The organism is Rathayibacter rathayi (assembly GCF_004011095.1).
In the GTDB taxonomy this organism is placed as follows: Bacteria; Actinomycetota; Actinomycetes; order Actinomycetales; family Microbacteriaceae; genus Rathayibacter; species Rathayibacter rathayi.
The window spans coordinates 2,415,813-2,433,413 of the sequence record NZ_CP028129.1 but is presented as its reverse complement, the minus strand read 5'-3'; the positions used below and the strand labels follow the sequence as shown (position 1 = coordinate 2,433,413).

Below are 17,601 nucleotides of genomic sequence, written 5' to 3'. Positions count from 1 at the left end.
GCAAGCGAGCGGCGAGGACGACGTGCAGACCGACTGCTGCGTAGCTCCCGCAAGCCCCTTCCGCCGTGGGCCGCGACGCGCTGCGCTGAGGTATGTGTGAGATCAGACTCGTGAGACTCGTCACCCGCCTCGAGAACGCCGCCGTCCTCGATCCGCTCGTCGGCCGGGTGAAGAAGGCCGTGAACGCCCTCGTCCGCCCGCAGCCGGTGCGGGACGTGCTGCACGGCGTCCCGGTCGGCCACCCCGTGCATCCGCTGCTCGTGCTCGTGCCGACCGGCGCCTGGGTGTCGGCGGCGGTGCTCGACCTCCTGCCCGGGAACCAGCGCGCGGCGCGGACCCTGGTCGGTCTCGGCGTGGTGAGCGTCCTGCCGACCGCCGCCTCCGGCTTCACCGACTGGTCGGAGCTGCACGAGCAGCAGACCCGCGTCGGACTCGTCCACTCGGCGGCGAACGTCGTCGCGACGGGCCTGTACGCCGCGTCGTGGTTGCAGCGCCGGCGCGGGCGCACGACGAGCGGGAAGCTGCTCGGGATGCTCGGGCTCGCCGTTGTCTCCGGCGGCGGCTACCTGGGCGGCCACCTCAGCTACCGGCAGGCGGCTGGAGCGAACCACGCCGAAGACGTGCCGCACCGCTTCCCCTCCGGCTGGCAGGAGTTCGGCGCCCTGGCGGATCTGCCGGAGCGGACCCCGGTGAAGACGGAGGTCGCAGGCCTGCCTCTGCTCGCCTTCCGGCGGGGCGAGCGGATCGACGTGCTCTCGAACGTCTGCAGCCACCTCTCCGGGCCGCTCGACGAGGGCGAGGTCTCGGCCGACCCTTCGGGCGAGGCCTGCATCTCGTGCCCGTGGCATGCGAGCGTTTTCTCGCTCGAGACGGGCGAGGTGCTGCGCGGGCCGGCCACCTCGCCGCAGCCGCGGTTCGAGACGCGGGTGCGCGAAGGCCGCGTCGAGGTGCTGCTGCCGCACGCCGGCTGAAGTCCCGGCGCCGCGGAGATCAGACCCGGGGTGCCGCCGTCGACGACCGCTCCACCAGCACCGGCGCCACCGGCTGGTCGACGGTGGGCTCCTCGTCGCGCAGCTCCGCGAGCACGACGCCGATGGTGCGCCGGCCCACCTCGGCGAAGTCCTGCCGGATGGTCGTGAGCGGCGGCTGGTAGTGCGCCGCCTCGGGCACGTCGTCGAAGCCGACGACGCTCAGGTCCTCGGGAACGCGCAGGCCCCGCTCGGTGCAGGCGTGCAGGAGTCCGAGCGCCATCTGGTCGTTGCCGGCGAACACCGCGGTCAGCTCCGGCGTTGCCTCCAGGAGGCGCAGGCCCGCTCGGTAGCCGGACTCGGCGCTCCAATCGCCCTCCGTCACGGCGGCCGGTGCGAGACCGGCCGCGCGCATCCCGGCGGTGAACCCGCCCAGCCGCGCCTGCGCCTCCACCCAGTGCTGCGGCCCGGCGAGGTGCGCGATGCGGGTGTGACCGAGGCCGACCAGGTGCTCGGTGGCGAGTCGGGCGCCGGCGGCCTGGTCGACGAGGAGCAGGGAATCGGCTCCGCGGCCGGTCGCGCCGAGGGTCACCGAGGGGACGCCGATCGCGAGGCTTTCGATCGCCTCCAGTGCACGCTCCTGCGGGGCGAGGACCACGATCGCCTCGACGGACTCCCGCTGCAGGTGGGCGAGGCCCTCGGCCAATGACTCCGCATCGGGAGCGGCGTTGACGACCGGCACGCGGTAGCCTGCGTCGCGCGCCGCCTGCTCGATCGCGGCCATCGCAGTAGCGGTGCCGTAGAAGCTGTGGCTCTCGGCGGCGAGAATCCCGATCAGGCCGGAGCGGTTGGTCGCCAGGGCGCGGGCGGCGGCGCTGCGGCGGAAGCCGAGATCATCAATGGCGGCCAGCACGCGCTCCCGGGTGTGCGGCCGCAACTGTGGGCTGTCGTTGAGCACCCGCGACACCGTCTGATAGGACACTCCGGCCCGCACCGCGACATCACGGATGGTCGGCGCGCGTTCGCTGGGCATCGCCACACCGTATCGGTGCGCCCCCCTGCCCCGCCCCCATCCCTCCCTCCCGCCCCCGCCTCCCTCCCGCCCCCGCGAGATGCCACTTGTGGGCGCTTTCCTCGGCGTGTCGTGCGCATAAGTGGCATCTCGCGGGAGGAACCGACCAGCGGGGCCCCGCCCGCACTACGGAAGGATGACCATCGTGCTCGGCATCATCGGCTCGTTCGTCGGTGGCTTCCCCGGCTTCCTGATCTTCCAGCACGACCCGATGGCCGCTGGCATCATGGGCTCCATCGTCGGAGCGATCATCGTCCTGCTGGTCTACACCCGCTTCGCCGGCCGCTCCACCGCGCGCCGCTGATCCGCCCGACGGTATCGCCCAGGCGCTACGCACTGCGATGCGCGATGCTCGGGCGATGCCGCTCGTCGTCCCCGATGCCCTCGTCCCGCTCGCGCTGCGGCTCGCCCGCGCGAATCGCACATTCATCAGTGCCGATGGCGCTCACCGCCGCATCCGCGAGCGGGCGCTGCGCCCCGCCTCCTACGGCCCGCCCCGGCGGCTGCGGCCGGGTGTGCAGGTGGAAGTGGAGCAGGTCGATGGCTGGCCGGTGTACACAATTCGCCCTCGGACGATCCGCGGAGGCGTCGTCTACGTCCACGGTGGTAGCTGGGTCAACGAGATCGCACCGCAGCACTGGTGGCTCGCCGCCCGGATCGCCGAGGAGGCCTCGGTCGCGGTGACCCTTCCGATCTACCCGCTCGTCCCCTTCGGCACCGCGCTCCAGGCACGCGACGGCGTGAGCGTCCTGGCGCGGCGGAGCCTCGACCGCTACGGCGCGACCTGCCTCGCGGGCGACTCCGCGGGTGGCCAGATCGCCCTCTCCACCGCCCTCGCCCTCCGCGACGAGGGCGTGGTGCTGCCCCGGACCGTGCTGGTTTCGCCGGCACTCGATCTCTCCTGGAGCAACCCACGGATCCCGGAGGTGCAGCCGAGCGATCCGTGGCTTGGCACGCCCGGTGGTCGCGTGCTCGCCGAGCGCTGGCGGGGCTCCCTCGACCTGCTCGACCCCGTGGTCAGCCCTCTGTTCGGCGACCTGGCGGGCCTCGGTCCGGTCAGCGTCTTCACCGGCACGCGCGACGTTCTGAACCCGGACGCGCACCTGCTGGCTGAGCGGGCCACGGCGGCGGGAGTGCCGTTCGAACTGCACGAGGCGGTCGGTCAGCTGCACGTATACCCGCTCGTGCCCACGCGGGCGGGGCGCAAGGCGCAACACGACCTGGTGGAGGGGCTGCGCGCGGCGGTGTGAGCGGGCGCGGCTCCGGAGGAGGTACGTAACCGAGGTCGAGAGCCGCATCGAGAGTTCGATCCGCCCAGACGGCTGGTTTCACCCTCGGTTTCGGACATCCTCCGTGCGCTCGCATCCCCCGTCGAGCCGCGCCGAGACGTCTCCCGACTCCCGGACGGGGCTCCACCCGCGGCGCCCCGGGGCCCGTCCACCGATCCGGGCCCCCGTTCGGTGGCCCTCACCTCCTGCTAGCGTTTCCTGGGTCGCGTCCAAGAAACGCGAGCACTCCCGACCCCTTCACGAAAGCCGTCATGCTGTTGCGCGCTCGTCTCCTCGCCCTCCCCGCCGCTGTCGCGGCCGCCGTGCTCCTGCTCAGCGGCTGCACCGCCGAGTCTCCCGACGCCACCGGCACCCCCGTCGACGGCGGGACGCTGACCTATGCATCGGGTGACGCCGAGCCCACCTGCCTCGACCCGCATGTGGGCGGCAACTACCCCCAAGCGCTCCTCGCCACGCAGGTGCTCGAGTCGCTCGTGTCGCGCGACGCGGGCGGCGCCATCACGCCGTGGCTCGCGGAGTCGTGGACGGTCTCCGATGACGCGCTCAGCTACGACTTCACCCTGCGCGAGGGAGTGAGATTCACCGATGGCACGGCCCTGGACGCGGAGGCGGTTGCTACGACTATCACGCACCTCCAGGATCCGGCGACCAAGTCCTCCACCGGCTACCTCGCTGTGGCGAAGGTCGCTTCCGTCACCGCCGTCTCGCCGACCGTCGCCCGCTTCACCCTGACCGAGCCCGACAGCGCGCTGCTCGAGTCGCTCGCGCAGCCGTGGACGGCGATCGAGTCCCCGACCGGCATCGCGCGAGGCGAGCAGGCGAACTGCGAGGCGCCCGTCGGCACCGGCCCCTTCACCGTCTCGGAGTGGGTCAAGCAGGACCATGTGACCCTTACTCGCAATGATGCGTACGACGCATCGACGGGCCCGACCGGTGACGGACACAAGGGCCCCGCGCACCTCGCGAGCATCACTTGGCGCTTCATCCCCGACTCCGCCACCCGCTATGCGGCGGTGCAGTCGGGCGAGGCCGACGTGCTCGACAACGCCCAGCCCGACACACTGACAGCGGCGACCGGTGCGTCCGGCCTCGTCGAGCTCGACGCGCCGCGCCCCGGGTCGGTCAATCGGCTCGAACTCAACTCCGGTCAGGCGCCCTTCGACGACGAGTCGGTGCGGGAGGCCTTCGTCCGCGGAGTCGGCGTGAACGAGGCAATCGACTCCCTCTTCTTCGGCACGGCCGAGCGCTCCTTCTCGCCGCTGTCCAGTCGCGAGGCGACCGCCTACTCCGACCCGTCGCTCTTCGCGGACGCGGGCTCCGACTCCGAGGTGAGCGCCGCAGAGGGGCTGCTCGAGAAGGCCGGCTGGGTCGACTCGGACGGCGATGGCATCCGCGAGAAGGACGGCACACCGCTGACGCTGCGCTTCCCGGTCAGCACCAATCAGTCGATCCCGGCCGAGCAGTCGCTGTTCGAGCAGATCCAGGCGTCGGCGAAGACACTCGGGTTCGATGTCCAGATCAGCCTGCTCGACCTGTCCAGCTGGTACGCGGCGCTCGGGGCGAACGAGTACGAGCTGGTGAGCGCGCCGTACACCAAGGTCGGGCCTGACGTGCTGCGGATCCTCTACTCCTCCTCCGGCATCACGCCCGCGCCGAGCGGCTACTTCGCCAATCACGCGCAGATCGCCGACCCCGCACTTGACTCGCTGCTCGCGCAGGCGAGCGCCACCACCGACGAGGCCGCCCGCGCCGATCTGTACCAGCAGGCGCAGCGGATCGTCCTCGAGGGCTACTGGATCCTGCCGCTCTACGACCAGCAGAACCACTACCTGCACCGCTCGGCCGTGCAGGGCCTCGTCGCCCTCGACACGGTGTCCACCCCCTGGTTCGCCGACGCCTGGGTCTGAGGAGCACCATGCTGGTCGAGTAGCCGCCGCAGGCGGTGTATCGAGATCCCCGCGCCAGAGGAGAGGACACCATGATCCGCCGCGTGCTCCTCCGCCTCGGCGGCGGCGTCGTCGTGCTGTGGGCCGTCGCGACCGCCGTCTTCCTCCTCATCCGTCTCGTCCCCGGTGACCCCGCGCAGGCGATCCTCGGCGGACCGGGATCGCAGGCGTCCCCGGAGGCGCTGGCCGCCGTCCGCGAGCAGTACGGCCTCGACCAGCCCCTGCTCGTGCAGTACCTCGTGCAGCTGAGTCGGCTCGCCCGCGGCGACCTCGGCACCTCCTACTCCCTGCGCACGCCCGTCGCCCAGATCCTCGGCGAGCAGCTGCCCGGCACCCTCCTGCTGGCCGTCCTCGCCCTGACCGCCGCGTGGATCCTCGCGCTCGGCACCGCGCTCTGGTCGACGCGGGGCGGACGGATCGCCGCCGCGATCGGATCCGGACTCGAACTCACGGCCGCCGCGCTGCCGCACTTCTGGCTCGCGACCGTGCTGATCGCCGTCTTCGCGACCGCCCTGCGCTGGCTGCCGCCGGTCAGCACCGGCGCCCCCGCCGGGCTGGTGCTGCCGACGCTCACCCTCGCGATCCCGCTGGCGGGGTTTGTCGGCCAGGTGATGCGCCGCTCCCTCCTCGACGCGCTGGAGTCGCCGTTCGTGCTCGCGGCTCGGGCGCGCGGCGAGGGGGAGCTGGGCGTCCGCACCCGCCACGCGCTGCGCCACGCGGTGCTGCCGGGGGTCTCTCTCTCGGGCTGGGCGTTTGGCTACCTGATTGGCGGGGCCGTGGTGGTCGAGACGATCTTCGCGAGACCGGGGCTCGGCCGGACGCTGCTCGCGGCGGTGACCGTGCGCGACGTGCCGGTAGTGACCGGAGTGGTGCTGGTCACCGCGCTCGCCTACATCGTCGTCACCCTGGCCGCCGATCTGCTGACGCGGGTGGTTGATCCGCGCCTCGCCCGGCGGGAGGCGGTCGCGTGAGCGAACTCGAGCTGCGCGCCGTCCGCCCGCGAGGGGCATCCTTCGTCCGGATCCACCCCGGGGAGGCGCTGGCCGCGCTCTTCGTGGCGCTGCTCCTGCTCGCCGCCGTCGCGCCAGGGCTGCTCGCCCCCGCCGATCCGCTCGTCGTCGCCCCGCGCGACGCCTTCACCCCGCCGGGCGCCGCGCACCTGCTCGGCACCGACGAGTCCGGCCGCGACCTGCTCAGCCGCCTCATCGCGGGCGCGGGCGCGTCCCTCCTGATCGGCGTCAGCGCCACCGCGATCGGCCTGGTGCTCGGGGCGGTCCTGGGGGTCGTCGCCGCGTTCGGCGGCCGGTTCATCGACGGCGTGATCGGGCGCGTCCTGGAGGTGCTGTTCGCGTTCCCGGCTCTGCTGCTGGCGCTGCTGGTGATCGTGGTCACGGGCCCGGGAGTCGTCCCCGCGACGATCGCGGTCGGTCTTTCGACCGCGCCCGGGTACGCCCGTATCCTGCGCACGCAGCTGCTCGGCATCCGTGACTCCGGCTACGTCGAGGCGGCGCGCGTGCTCGGGCACTCGCCCGCCCGCATCCTGGTCCGGAACGTGCTGCCCAACACCTTCGGCCCGCTCGCCGTGCTGGCGACCCTCGGCGTCGGCCAGGCGATCGTCTGGGCCTCGGCCCTCAGCTACCTGGGCCTGGGGGCCGAGCCGCCCGCACCGGAGTGGGGCGCGATGCTCTCGGCGGGCCGCACCTACCTCGCGAGTGCGTGGTGGCTGACCGTGTTCCCGGGCCTGGCGATCGTGCTGACCACGATCGCGACGACGGTCCTCGGTGGGCGCCTGCGGGGTGTGCGGTGACCGCGGTCGTCGTCGAGGGCCTGCGGGTCGCCTTCGACGGGGTCGAGGTGGTGCACGGGGTTTCCTTCCGCGTGGAGCCGGGGGAGTGCGTCGCGATCGTCGGCGAGTCGGGCTCGGGCAAGAGCGTCACCGCTCGGGCGCTGCTGGGGCTGAGCGGAGGAGCGGTGTCGGGCTCCGTGGACGTCGGCGGCACCGAGGTGGTCGGCGCGAGCGAGCGCGCCCTGCGGCGGTTGCGCGGCGGATCCGTGGGCTTCGTCCCGCAGGACGCGCTGCTCTCGCTCGACCCGCTGCGCCCGATCGGCCGCGAGATCGGCGACGCATTCCGCCTCCACGGCCGACTGCCCGCCGCCGAGCGCGCCCGGCGCACCGTCGAGGCGCTGGAGAGTGTCGGCATGCCGGAGCCGGCCGAGCGGATGCGTGAGCGCTCCGGCGACCTCTCCGGCGGCCTCCGCCAGCGCGCCCTCCTCGCGGCGGCCGTGGCCCTCGATCCGCCGCTCCTCGTCGCCGACGAGCCGACCACCGCGCTCGACGTCACCGTGCAGGCCCGCGTGCTCGAGCTCTTCGCCGAGCAGAAGGCGCGCGGCCGGGCGCTCGTGCTGGTTTCGCACGACCTCGCCGTGGTCGCGGGCCTCGCTGACCGCATCCTCGTGCTCGCCGAGGGGCGGGTGGTGGAGGAGGGGACAGCTGACGAGGTGCTGCGCGCGCCCCGCAGCTCCCAGGCGCGGGCGCTCGTGGCCGCTGTCCCGGCCGGGCGAGCGCGCGGGTCGCGACTCACCGATCCGACCGCCCCGGTGCTCCCACCCGACGCTCCCGGCGAGGTGGTGGTCGCGGCCCGCGGTCTCGCCGCCCGCTTCCCCCTGCCCGGCGGAGGAGCGAGGGTCGCGGTCGACGGCGTCGATCTGGAGCTGCGGCGCGGCGAGACCGTGGGGCTCGTCGGCGAGTCCGGGTCGGGCAAGAGCACGGTGGCCCGGCTGGTTCTGGCGCTGCGGCGTCCGGATGCGGGCGCGGTCGAGCTGTTCGGCCAGCCGTGGTCGGCGGCCACAGAGCGCACCCGCCGCCCCCGCCGCCCGAGGATCGGCGCGATCTATCAGGACAGCCTCTCCTCGTTCGACCCGCGCTGGAGCGTCGGCCGCCTCCTCCGCGACGCCGGCGCCGCCGCCCTGCCCGCGCTGCTCGCGAGTGTCGGGCTCGACCCGGCCCTGGAGCGGCGCTCGCCGCGGACCCTCTCGGGCGGTCAGCGCCAGCGCGTGTCGATCGCACGCGCGCTAGCGACCCGCCCCGACGTGCTGATCTGCGACGAGCCCGTCTCGGCCCTCGACGTCTCGGTGCAGGCCCAGATCCTCGACCTGCTCGATGAGCTGCAGCGCCGTCACGGGCTCGCGCTGCTCCTCATCTCGCACGATCTCGGAGTGATCGCCCACATGAGCGACCGCATCGCCGTGATGCGCGCGGGCCGGATCGTCGAGGCCGGGCCGGCCGCGTCGCTCCTCGCGGCGCCGCAGGAGGAGTACACCCGGCAGCTGCTCGCGGCGGCCCCGCGGCTCGCACGCTGAGCGGTCCGAGCCCTCCCCTGGCCGCGCGCCCGCCGGCGCAACCCACCCCGCGAATCCGCCGCACCTGCGCCGCGCGTCGGACCCGCGGCGTAGCGTTGCCGGGGTGATGCCTCCGACGCCCCAGACCCTCGGCCAGCTCCGTGCCTCCGGGCATGCGCAGAAGAGCCTCCGCACCGAGATCCGCGACAACCTGCTCGACGCCCTGCGCGAGGGCCGCGACCCCTGGCCGGGCCTGCACGGTTTCGCCGAGACCGTGATTCCCCAGGTGGAGCGCGCGGTGATCGCCGGCCACGACATCGTCCTGCTGGGCGAGCGCGGTCAGGGCAAGACCCGCCTCCTGCGCACCCTCGTCGGCCTGCTCGACGAGTGGACGCCCGTCATCGACGGGTCAGAGCTCGGCGAGCACCCCTACGAGCCGATCACCACGGTGAGTCGGCGTCGTGCCGACGAGTTCGGCGATGAGCTGCCCGTCGCATGGAAGTCGCGTGAGGAGCGCTACGTCGAAAAGCTGGCCACCCCGGACACCAGCGTCGCCGACCTGATCGGCGATGTCGATCCGATGAAGGTGGCCGAGGGCCGCAGCCTCGGCGACCCCGAGACCATTCACTTCGGCCTCATCCCGCGCAGCCACCGCGGCATCGTCGCGATCAACGAGCTGCCGGACCTCGCCGAGCGCATCCAGGTCGCGATGCTCAACGTGATGGAGGAGCGCGACATCCAGATCCGCGGCTACGTCCTCCGCCTCCCGCTCGACGTGCTCGTCGTCGCGAGCGCGAACCCCGAGGACTACACGAACCGCGGCCGCATCATCACCCCGCTGAAGGACCGCTTCGGCGCCGAGATCCGCACCCACTACCCGACGGCGCTGGTCGACGAGATCGCCGTGATCCGGCAGGAGGCGGACCTCGTCGCGACCGTGCCCGACGCGCTGATCGAGATCCTTGCCCGCTTCACCCGGGCCCTGCGCGAGTCGAGTTCCGTCGATCAGCGCAGCGGAGTGAGCGCCCGCTTCGCCATCGCCGGCGCCGAGACCATCGCCGCGGCCGCCCTGCACCGCGCCACCCGCCGCGGCGAGGAGGAGGCGGTCGCCCGCCCGATCGACCTCGAGACCGCGGTGGACGTGCTCGGCGGGAAGATCGAATTCGAGTCGGGCGAGGAGGGCCGCGAGGACGACATCCTCGACCATCTCCTCCGCCAGGCCATCGCCGAGACCGTGCGGGCCCACCTGCGCGGTGTCGACCTCGGGCCACTGGTCGAGGCGGTCGAGGACGGGGCGCTGATCACCACCGGCGAGCAGATCACGGCCCGGGAGTTCCTCGCCGGCCTGCCGATCCTCGGCGAGGCGCGGGTCTACGACGAGGTCGCCGAGCGTCTGGGCGCCGTGGGCGACGGGCGCCGTGCCGGAGCCGTCGAACTCGCCCTCGAGGGCCTCTACCTCTCGCGCAAGCTGAGCAAGGAGACGGGCGGAGGCGAGGCCGTCTATGGCTGATGCTCCGCGCGGCAACCGGCGGCTGAAGCGCGACGCGCGCTATGCGAAGTACGACGGCGGCCCCGATCCGCTTGCCCCGCCGATCGACCTCGCGGAGGCTCTGGACGCGATCGGCGAGGACGTGATGAGCGGCACCTCTCCCGAGCGCGCCCTCCGCGAGTTCCTGCGCCGCGGCACCCGCGATGGCGAGGGCCTCGACGATCTCGCCGCCCGCGTGGCCGAGCGCCGCCGTGAGCTGAGGCAGAGGAACAACCTCGACGGCACCCTCCGCGAGATCCGCGAACTGCTCGACAGGGCCGTGCTCGCCGAGCGCAAGCAGCTCGCCCGCGACACGCAAATGGACGACGGCGACCGCGCGCTCGCCGAGATCCAGCTCGACAGCCTCCCGCCCTCGCCCGCCGCGGCCGTCTCGGAGCTGCGCGACTACCGTTGGCAGAGTCCCGAGGCGCGCGCCGACTTCGAGAAGATCCGCGAACTCCTGGGCCGCGAGCTGCTCGATCAGCGCTTCGAGGGGATGAAGCGGGCCCTCGAGAACGCGAGCGACGAGGACCGCGCCGCGATCGACGCGATGCTCCGCGACCTCACCGAGCTGCTCGAGACGCACGCCCGCGGCGAGGACACTCCCGAGCAGTTCGACGCCTTCATGGAGCAGCACGGCGAATACTTCCCCGAGGGCCCGGAGTCGGTGGACGAGCTGATCGACGCCCTCGCCGCCCGCGCGGCGGCGGCCCAGCGGATGCGCAATTCGATGACCGCCGAGCAGCGCGCCGAACTCGACGCCCTCGCCCAGCAGGCGTTCGGCACGCCCGAGCTGATGCAGACCCTCGGCCGCCTCGACGACACCCTGCGGGGGTTGCGGCCCGGCGAGGACTGGGGCGGTTCCGAGCGTCTGAACGGCGAGCAGGGGCTCGGCCTCGGCGACGGGACCGGCGTGTTCCAGGAGCTGGCCGACCTCGACGCCCTCGCCGACCAGCTCGCGCAGTCCGATCGTTCCTCCTTCGACGACCTCGACCTCGACCTGCTCGCGAAGCGCCTCGGCCAGGACGCCTCCGTCGACGCGCAGACGCTCAAGCGCCTGGAGCGCGCCCTCCGCGACTCCGGCACGCTACGCCGCGGCTCCGACGGTCGCCTCGCGCTCAGTCCGAAGGCGATGCGTCAGCTCGGCAGGGCGCTCCTGCGCGACATCGCCGAGACCGTCTCCGGCCGCCAGGGCGCGCGCGATGTCCGCCGTGCGGGTGTGTCGGGGGAGGGCTCCGGCGCGACGCGCGCGTGGGAGTTCGGCGACACCGAGGCCTGGGACATCCCCCGCACTCTCACCAATGCTCTCACTCGCACCGCAGGCGAGGGCCGCCCGGTCGGCTCCGGCGTGCGCATCCAGATCGACGACATCGAGGTGCAGGAAACGCAGGCGCGTACCCAGGCCTGCGTCGCCCTGCTCGTCGACACCTCGTTCTCGATGGCGATGGATGGCCGCTGGGTGCCGATGAAGCGCACGGCGCTCGCCCTGCACACCCTGATCAGCAGTCGGTTCCGCGGGGACGCGCTGCAGCTGGTCGCCTTCGGTCGCCGCGCCGAGGTGATGGACGTCGAGCAGCTGGTGGGCCTGGACGCGCAGTGGGACAAGGGCACGAACCTGCACCATGCGCTGCTGCTGGCCAACCGGCACTTCCGCAAGCACCCGAACGCGCAGCCAGTCCTGCTGATCGTCACCGACGGCGAGCCGACCGCGCACCTCGAGCCCGACGGTGGCGTCTTCTTCGACTTCCCGCCCGACCCGCTCACGGTCGCCGTCTCGGTCCGCGAGCTCGACGCCTCCCTCCGCCTCGGTGCGCACACCACGTTCTTCCGCCTCGGCGAGGACCCCGGCCTCGCCCGGTTCATCGACTCGCTCGCTCGGCGGGTGGGCGGCGCGGTCGTGAATCCGGAGGCGGATGATCTGGGTGCAGCCGTGGTGTCGTCCTACCTGGGCGCCCGGGGCGCGGGAGCCGGCGGCCGGGCCCCGGGCGAGGAACTGCGCGGGCGCGGCTGGAGCTTCTGAGCCGGCGTTGTGTTCATAACTCCGGAAAAACTCGTTTCGCGGCACTGACATCCGCTCGTCGTCGTCGCTGCGGCCACGATCATCCGGAGTTGTGAACTCGCTCGGCTCAGAACAGCGGCCAGGGCACCGCCGGCATCTCGCCGCGCGGGCCCGGGAACCGCCCGAACGAGACCAGCCGCTCACAGCGCTTCGCGAACGCAGCGACCTCGTCCTCGGTCAGCAGCTCCGAGAGCGCTGCGCCCAGCGGCCCGTCGGTCTGCGCCCGCAGGAGTGCCAGCGCCGCGAGCTCCTCCCCGAGCAGCGGCTCGCCGATCCAGCCCCAGAGCACCGTGCGCAGCTTGTGCTCCGAGTGAAAGGTGAGCCCGTGGTCGACGCCGTAGCGGTGGCCACCGGGCAGCGCGAGCACATGCCCGCCCTTGCGGTCCGCGTTGTTCGCGACCACGTCGAACAGAGCCATCCGGCGCAGCGCCGTCGAGTCTTCGTGCACGAGCGAGACCTCGCGGTCCTCCTCGTCGCTGCCGTCGAGCACATGCCGCCATCCCGCCGGGACCGTATCGGCCGGCACCAGGTCGACCGCGTCCTGCTTCGGATCGATGTCCTGCCAGAGCTGCACCATGCCCGGCCCGAGCGGCCCGTCGCGCAACCAGGTGCGCGGCACCACATTCCAGCTCAGCGCCTCGGAGACGAGGTACGCCGCGACCTCTCGGTTCGCGAGCACGCCGTCGGGGAAGTCCCAGAGCGGCTTCTCGCCCGAGATCGGCTTGTAGACGACGGACGTCCCGCCGAGCTGAGCGAGGAAGGTCGCGTTGGAGGCGATCGTGATCCGGCCGGTGAGTTCCAGCTCGCCGTCGAGCCCGCCCGGCTCGCTCATGCCAGCGGGCAGTCGTGCCCGTCGGGATCCCTCGGCTCGCCGCAGCGGGGGCAGAGCGGACGTCCGGCGCCGACGACCTCGAGCGTGCGCTTCGCGAAGGCGCGGGCTGTGCCGACGGGGATCTTGACCTGCAGCATCTCGGTCGGCTCGGGGTCCTCGGCGTCGTCGTCCCCCTCGGTCATCGGGTACGCCTCGATCACGATCTGGGCGGTAGACGGGTCCCAGCCGAGGCTGAGGCCACCGACGCGGAACTCGGCCTCCACCGGTTGGTCGAGCGGGTCGTTGTCGACGAGTTCCGGAGGCGTGCCCGCGGGGACGCTGACCGGGTTGCCCTGGGCGGTCATCAGCTGGTCGAGGATCTCGTCGATCTTCTCGGCGAGGAGGGCCGACTGCTGTTTCTCGAGGCCGACGCTGACCACGCGGGGTCCGGTCTTGGCCTGCAGGTAGAAGGAGCGCGAACCGGGTGAGCCGATGGTTCCCACGACCACGCGATCGGGCCAGTCGAATCCATGCACGATCGGAGGCATACCCCCAGTGTACGAGCGCCCGCCTCCGCAGCGGCTGCGCGCGTCGCCCCCCTTTACTCGTGCCCGGCCCCGCCCCCCACCGCCGCGTCCGCCACGGGTGCGGCCTTGCGCAGCCATCCCAGGTCACCGGCCTCCGTGTTCATCGCGATCACCTCGGGCCGTCCCGCCCCGTAGCGGATGATCGACACCGACGCCGGTCCCACGCTGAGCCGCTGGAACAGGTCGAGGTGCATCCCGAGCGCGTCCGCGAGGATCGCCTTGATGGTGTCGCCGTGACTGACCGCCGCCCATACCGCGCCGGCCCCGTGCTCCTCCGCGACCGCCGCGTCGTGCCGACGGACCGCCGACACCGCCCGAGCCTGCATCGCCAGCATCCCTTCGCCGCCGGGGAACACCACGGCCGACGGCTGGTTCTGCACGGTCGCCCAGAGCGGCTCCGTCGCGAGATCGCGGAGCGAGCGCCCCGACCAGTCGCCGTAGTCGCACTCGGTGATGCCCCTGTCGATCACCGTGGGCGGAGGCGTCGCCTGCCGGTCGAGCACGAAGCGGGTGGTCTGCCGGCAGCGTTCCAGCGGGCTCGACAGCACGGAGGCGAGGTCGAGGGCCGCGAGCCGTTCACCCGTCCGCGCCGCCTGCGTCCGCCCGACGTGATCGAGCCGCACTCCGGCGGTGCGTCCGGCGAGAATCCCCGCGGTGTTCGCGGTGGTGCGTCCGTGCCGGACGAGGAGGAGCGTGGGCATACGCCCAGCGTAGGCGGGCGCGGTGCGGTCGCTCAGGAGGTGCCCGCGCGCTGAGGTGCCCGAGATGGTCGCGCGGCGCGGAGTGTCGCGCGCCTTTTCGGGCGACTCAACGAAACCGGGCGACTTAGCGAGGGATCGCGGGCGACTCCGCCGAGGGGCGGATGACCGTGCCGCAGCGCCTGCCTAGGATGTGGGGAGCGGTCGCCCACCGCGGCCCGGAAGGGACACACATGGATGGGACGACGCACCCCGGCTTTCCTCACAACGACACGGATGCGGAAAGCGACGCACCGGAGCGCAGCGACGACCCGAACTCCGCGTCCGCGCCGTTCGGTTCCGAGCACTCCGACTCCACGAGCCTCGCGTGGGCAGCTCCGGACGCCGCCGGCCGGCACGGCGAGGTCGCCCTGCGGATCCGCGGCCTGCGCAAGCGCTTCGGCGACAAGGAGGCCGTGAGGGACATCGACCTCGACGTCCCCGCCGGCTCCTTCTTCGGACTCGTCGGCCCCAACGGCGCGGGCAAGACGACGACCCTCTCGATGGCCACGGCCCTCCTCCGCCCCGACAGTGGCGTCGTCACCATCTATGAGGTCGACGTCTGGAAGGACACCCTCGCGGCGAAGCGGCTGATCGGTGTCCTCGCCGACGGCGTCAAGCTGTTCGATCGCCTCACCGGGCTGCAGCTCGTCACCTACTACGGCCTGCTCTGCGGCCTCGAGCGGCCCGTGGTCGTCGAGCGGACGGGTGATCTTCTCGCGCTGCTGGGCCTGGATCCGGCCGACCGCACCCTCGTCGTCGACTACTCCGCGGGCATGACCAAGAAGATCGCGCTGGCCTGCGCGCTCGTGCGCGCCCCGCGCCTCCTCGTGCTCGACGAGCCGTTCGAGTCGGTCGACCCGGTGTCCGCGGCGAACATCCGCGACATCCTCACCGGCTTCGTCGCCTCGGGCGGCACCGTGATCGTGTCCTCCCACTCGATGGACCTCGTCGAGCGGATGTGCGACCGAGTCGCCGTCATCGCTGACGGCCGCGTGCTCGCCTCCGGCACCCTCGAGGAGGTCCGCGCCGGCTCCAGCCTCGAGGAGCGTTTCGTCGAGCTGGTCGGCGGCCGCACTCACCAGGAGGGACCGGCATGGTTGCGCATCTCCTGAGACTGCGGCTGCTCCTGCTGCGCAACTCGCTGACGCGCAACGTCTGGCAGTTGATCGGCGTCGTCCTCGGTGGGCTGTACGCGATCGGGGTGCTCGGTCTGGTCGCGGCCGGGCTGATCGCGCTGGGAGGGGCGGATCCGGCGTTCGCGAGCGTCGTGATCGTCCTCGGCGGCTCCGCGCTGATCCTGGGCTGGGTGCTCGGGCCGATCTTCGTCTCCGGCTCCGACCAGAGCCTGGACCTGCCCACTCTCGCGACATTCCCGATCCCGCTGCGGACGCTCCTGCTCGGGCTCGCCGTCGCGGGTCTCGCCGGCATCCCGGGCGTCGTGACCACGCTGGGTGCCCTTGTGTCCGCCGCCGCCTGGTGGAGCGCACCGATCGGCATCCTCCCCGGCCTCGTCTCGGCGGTGATCGGCGTCGCGACCTGCGTGGTCGCCTCCCGGCTCCTCGGCGCGCTGACCACGGGTCTGGGCTCGAGCCGCCGCTACCGGGAGGTGGTCGGCGGCGTCGTGCTCGTGGTCGTCATCCTGCTCGGTCCGCTTTTCTTCGGCCTGACGACCGTGGTCCGCGACGGCCGCGACGTCCTCCCCGTGATCGCGAACGCCCTCGGCTGGTCGCCGCTCGGCGCGATCTGGGCCGCCCCCGGCTCCGTCGTCGCGGGCGACTGGGTCGCGGCGATCGCGCGCCTGCTGATCGGGCTCGCGACCCTCGCCGTCCTCGTCGTGGCCTGGGCACGGGCGCTGCGCCACGCCCTCGCCGAGCCGGCCGCGTCGGGCGCGCACTCCGCCTCCGGATCCGCGGGGCTGGGTCTGTTCGGCCGTTTCCCCGGAACTCCGACCGGCGCCGTCGCGGCCCGTGCCCTCGGCTACTGGTGGCGCGACCCGCGCTACAGCCGCGGCCTCCTCGTCATCCCTGCCGTCGTGGTGCTCGGGGTCTTCTACTCCGCAATCGGCAGCGGCGGCGACACCTTCGTGCTGCTCTCGGCTGTGCTCGTCGGCCTGATCTTCGGCGTGACCCTCTGCGCCGACGTGTCCTACGACGGCACCGCCTGGGCGGCGCATGTCAGCTCCGGAGTGACGGGGTCGGCCGACCGCGCCGGTCGCGTCCTCGCCGCCGCGATCATCGGCGTCCCCGCGGTGATCGTCGTGGCGGTGGGCACCGCGCTGTACGCGGGGCGTGCCGACGCGATACCTGCCGTGCTGGGGATGGCGCTGGCTCTCGTGCTCAGCGGGTTCGGAGTGTCGAGCGTCGCCTCGTCGCTCGTGGTCTACCCGGTGCCGGCGCCGGGGGACAGCCCGCTCAAGACGCCGCCCGGTTCGGGGATGATCTCGAGCGTGGTGATGCTGGGGAGCATGGCCGCGACCGGGCTCCTGTCGCTCCCGTCGATCATCCTGGGTGCGATCTCGCTGATCGGCGGCGACCCGGCCTTCGGTCTGCTGGGGCTGGCGGCGGCCGTCATGCTCGGCGGCGCCTTCGCGCTGATCGGCGTCCGCGTCGGCGGCCGCATCGTCGACCGCCGCGCGCCGGAGCTGCTCGCCGCCCTCGTGACGATCGGCTGACGCCCGCTCCGCCCGCTCCCGCGCGGGTCCCACCGAGGGCCCTCGCGCGCGGAAGACCGGCAGGATGAGGGGATGCGCAGCGTCGAAGTCCTCCTCGATCCGGAGTCGGACGCGCGCGTGCGGGGTCAGTGGGCGGCGCTCGAGGCGGCCGGCATCCCGAGCCTGGCGCTGCACACGTCCGAGAGCAACCGCCCCCACCTCACCCTCGTCGCCGGAGCGGAGCTGACCGCCCCCGAGCCGGGCGCCCTCGGCCCCCTGCCCGAGACCGTCGACCTGGGCGCCGTCCTCCTCTTCCCGCACGCCGGCCGCTTCGTCCTCGCCTGGGGCGTCATCCGTTCACCCGCCCTCGACGCGCTGCACGCCCGCGCCACCCGCCTGATTCCGGGAGGCGTCGACACCTCGCTGCCGGATGCCTGGACCCCGCACATCAGCATCTCCCGTCGCCTGCGTGCTGAACAGCTCGGCGCGGCCGTCCCCCTCCTCGGCGAACCGTTCAGCGCAGGCCTCGCCGGCGTGCGCTTCTGGAACGGCGACACCCGCACGCTCACCGACCTCTGATCCGCGCCACCGGTGGCTCGCGCCCGAAGCCTC

The 17,601-nt window shown here is 72.9% G+C and carries 16 protein-coding genes; 12 read left to right on the top strand and 4 right to left on the bottom strand.

The genetic code is table 11. The features are described 5' to 3' along the window. Window positions 1–92 precede the first annotated feature (92 nt). Window positions 93–971, top strand: a complete 879-nt coding sequence (locus C1O28_RS11725) for a Rieske (2Fe-2S) protein (protein ID WP_097167371.1) — start codon at window positions 93–95, stop codon at window positions 969–971. 19 nt (window positions 972–990) lie between these two features. Here C1O28_RS11725 and C1O28_RS11720 read toward each other — a convergent pair whose 3' ends face one another. Further along, window positions 991–2,001, bottom strand: a complete 1,011-nt coding sequence (locus tag C1O28_RS11720) for a LacI family DNA-binding transcriptional regulator (protein WP_097167476.1) — start codon at window positions 1,999–2,001, stop codon at window positions 991–993. Between the two features lie 175 nt (window positions 2,002–2,176). Between C1O28_RS11720 and C1O28_RS11715 the strand changes: the two genes are divergently transcribed. The 8 genes from C1O28_RS11715 to C1O28_RS11680 all read left to right on the top strand — a co-directional run bounded on the left by C1O28_RS11715 (window position 2,177) and on the right by C1O28_RS11680 (window position 12,162). Further along, window positions 2,177–2,344 carry a GlsB/YeaQ/YmgE family stress response membrane protein gene (locus C1O28_RS11715; RefSeq protein WP_097167372.1) on the top strand — a complete coding sequence of 56 codons (168 nt, stop codon included), beginning with the start codon at window positions 2,177–2,179 and terminating at the stop codon, window positions 2,342–2,344. A 55-nt stretch (window positions 2,345–2,399) separates the two neighbouring features. Beyond that, window positions 2,400–3,290, top strand: coding sequence for an alpha/beta hydrolase fold domain-containing protein (locus tag C1O28_RS11710; protein WP_097167373.1), 891 nt, complete (start codon window positions 2,400–2,402; stop codon window positions 3,288–3,290). Between the two features lie 290 nt (window positions 3,291–3,580). Beyond that, window positions 3,581–5,236, top strand: coding sequence for an ABC transporter substrate-binding protein (locus tag C1O28_RS11705; RefSeq protein ID WP_097167374.1), 1,656 nt, complete (start codon window positions 3,581–3,583; stop codon window positions 5,234–5,236). Window positions 5,237–5,307: 71 nt separating this feature from the next. After that, entirely contained in the window at window positions 5,308–6,246 is a 939-nt protein-coding gene (locus C1O28_RS11700; protein WP_097167375.1) for an ABC transporter permease, read from the top strand. Further along, window positions 6,243–7,082, top strand: coding sequence for an ABC transporter permease (locus C1O28_RS11695; protein ID WP_097167376.1), 840 nt, complete (start codon window positions 6,243–6,245; stop codon window positions 7,080–7,082). Before C1O28_RS11700 ends, C1O28_RS11695 begins: the two co-directional genes overlap by 4 nt. Beyond that, window positions 7,079–8,635 carry an ATP-binding cassette domain-containing protein gene (locus C1O28_RS11690; protein WP_097167377.1) on the top strand — a complete coding sequence of 519 codons (1,557 nt, stop codon included), beginning with the start codon at window positions 7,079–7,081 and terminating at the stop codon, window positions 8,633–8,635. Before C1O28_RS11695 ends, C1O28_RS11690 begins: the two co-directional genes overlap by 4 nt. Window positions 8,636–8,741: 106 nt before the next feature. Further along, complete coding sequence (locus tag C1O28_RS11685) at window positions 8,742–10,124, top strand: MoxR family ATPase (RefSeq protein WP_097167378.1); 1,383 nt, start codon at window positions 8,742–8,744, stop codon at window positions 10,122–10,124. Beyond that, window positions 10,117–12,162, top strand: a complete 2,046-nt coding sequence (locus C1O28_RS11680; protein ID WP_097167379.1) for a vWA domain-containing protein — start codon at window positions 10,117–10,119, stop codon at window positions 12,160–12,162. Before C1O28_RS11685 ends, C1O28_RS11680 begins: the two co-directional genes overlap by 8 nt. Window positions 12,163–12,268: 106 nt before the next feature. Here the strand turns inward: C1O28_RS11680 and C1O28_RS11675 are convergent, their stop codons facing one another. Genes C1O28_RS11675 through C1O28_RS11665 form a run of 3 tightly spaced genes read right to left on the bottom strand, consistent with a single transcriptional unit; the run spans window position 12,269 to window position 14,300 of the window. After that, the gene (locus tag C1O28_RS11675) at window positions 12,269–13,033 is read right to left on the bottom strand and encodes an SCO1664 family protein (protein WP_097167380.1); all 765 of its coding nucleotides are present in this window, start codon (window positions 13,031–13,033) and stop codon (window positions 12,269–12,271) included. Continuing rightward, window positions 13,030–13,560, bottom strand: coding sequence for a DUF3090 domain-containing protein (locus C1O28_RS11670; RefSeq protein ID WP_097167381.1), 531 nt, complete (start codon window positions 13,558–13,560; stop codon window positions 13,030–13,032). The genes C1O28_RS11675 and C1O28_RS11670 overlap by 4 nt, the downstream gene beginning before the upstream one ends. Window positions 13,561–13,613: 53 nt before the next feature. Further along, on the bottom strand, window positions 13,614–14,300 hold the full coding sequence (locus C1O28_RS11665) for a histidine phosphatase family protein (RefSeq protein WP_097167382.1): 687 nt from the start codon (window positions 14,298–14,300) through the stop codon (window positions 13,614–13,616). Window positions 14,301–14,530: 230 nt separating this feature from the next. Here C1O28_RS11665 and C1O28_RS11660 point away from each other — a divergent pair, with 230 nt between their 5' ends. From C1O28_RS11660 to C1O28_RS15740, 3 genes are all read left to right on the top strand, one after another. Next, a complete protein-coding gene (locus C1O28_RS11660) occupies window positions 14,531–15,451 on the top strand; it encodes an ABC transporter ATP-binding protein (protein WP_097167383.1) in 921 nt (306 codons plus the stop codon). Continuing rightward, entirely contained in the window at window positions 15,433–17,010 is a 1,578-nt protein-coding gene (locus C1O28_RS11655) for a transporter (protein ID WP_097167384.1), read from the top strand. The genes C1O28_RS11660 and C1O28_RS11655 overlap by 19 nt, the downstream gene beginning before the upstream one ends. A gap of 72 nt (window positions 17,011–17,082) precedes the next feature. Then, window positions 17,083–17,568 carry a 2'-5' RNA ligase family protein gene (locus tag C1O28_RS15740; RefSeq protein ID WP_122999652.1) on the top strand — a complete coding sequence of 162 codons (486 nt, stop codon included), beginning with the start codon at window positions 17,083–17,085 and terminating at the stop codon, window positions 17,566–17,568. The last annotated feature ends 33 nt before the right edge of the window (window positions 17,569–17,601 follow it).

What these genes read in the sequence shown, in the direction of transcription:
- C1O28_RS11725 (WP_097167371.1), top strand. Translation starts at nt 93, where the DNA reads ATGTGTGAGATCAGACTCGTGAGACTCGTCACCCGCCTCGAGAACGCC.
- C1O28_RS11720 (WP_097167476.1), bottom strand. Translation starts at nt 2,001, where the DNA reads ATGCCCAGCGAACGCGCGCCGACCATCCGTGATGTCGCGGTGCGGGCC.
- C1O28_RS11715 (WP_097167372.1), top strand. Translation starts at nt 2,177, where the DNA reads ATGACCATCGTGCTCGGCATCATCGGCTCGTTCGTCGGTGGCTTCCCC.
- C1O28_RS11710 (WP_097167373.1), top strand. Translation starts at nt 2,400, where the DNA reads ATGCCGCTCGTCGTCCCCGATGCCCTCGTCCCGCTCGCGCTGCGGCTC.
- C1O28_RS11705 (WP_097167374.1), top strand. Translation starts at nt 3,581, where the DNA reads ATGCTGTTGCGCGCTCGTCTCCTCGCCCTCCCCGCCGCTGTCGCGGCC.
- C1O28_RS11700 (WP_097167375.1), top strand. Translation starts at nt 5,308, where the DNA reads ATGATCCGCCGCGTGCTCCTCCGCCTCGGCGGCGGCGTCGTCGTGCTG.
- C1O28_RS11685 (WP_097167378.1), top strand. Translation starts at nt 8,742, where the DNA reads ATGCCTCCGACGCCCCAGACCCTCGGCCAGCTCCGTGCCTCCGGGCAT.
- C1O28_RS11680 (WP_097167379.1), top strand. Translation starts at nt 10,117, where the DNA reads ATGGCTGATGCTCCGCGCGGCAACCGGCGGCTGAAGCGCGACGCGCGC.
- C1O28_RS11675 (WP_097167380.1), bottom strand. Translation starts at nt 13,033, where the DNA reads ATGAGCGAGCCGGGCGGGCTCGACGGCGAGCTGGAACTCACCGGCCGG.
- C1O28_RS11670 (WP_097167381.1), bottom strand. Translation starts at nt 13,560, where the DNA reads ATGCCTCCGATCGTGCATGGATTCGACTGGCCCGATCGCGTGGTCGTG.
- C1O28_RS11665 (WP_097167382.1), bottom strand. Translation starts at nt 14,300, where the DNA reads ATGCCCACGCTCCTCCTCGTCCGGCACGGACGCACCACCGCGAACACC.
- C1O28_RS11660 (WP_097167383.1), top strand. Translation starts at nt 14,531, where the DNA reads ATGGATGGGACGACGCACCCCGGCTTTCCTCACAACGACACGGATGCG.
- C1O28_RS11655 (WP_097167384.1), top strand. Translation starts at nt 15,433, where the DNA reads ATGGTTGCGCATCTCCTGAGACTGCGGCTGCTCCTGCTGCGCAACTCG.
- C1O28_RS15740 (WP_122999652.1), top strand. Translation starts at nt 17,083, where the DNA reads ATGCGCAGCGTCGAAGTCCTCCTCGATCCGGAGTCGGACGCGCGCGTG.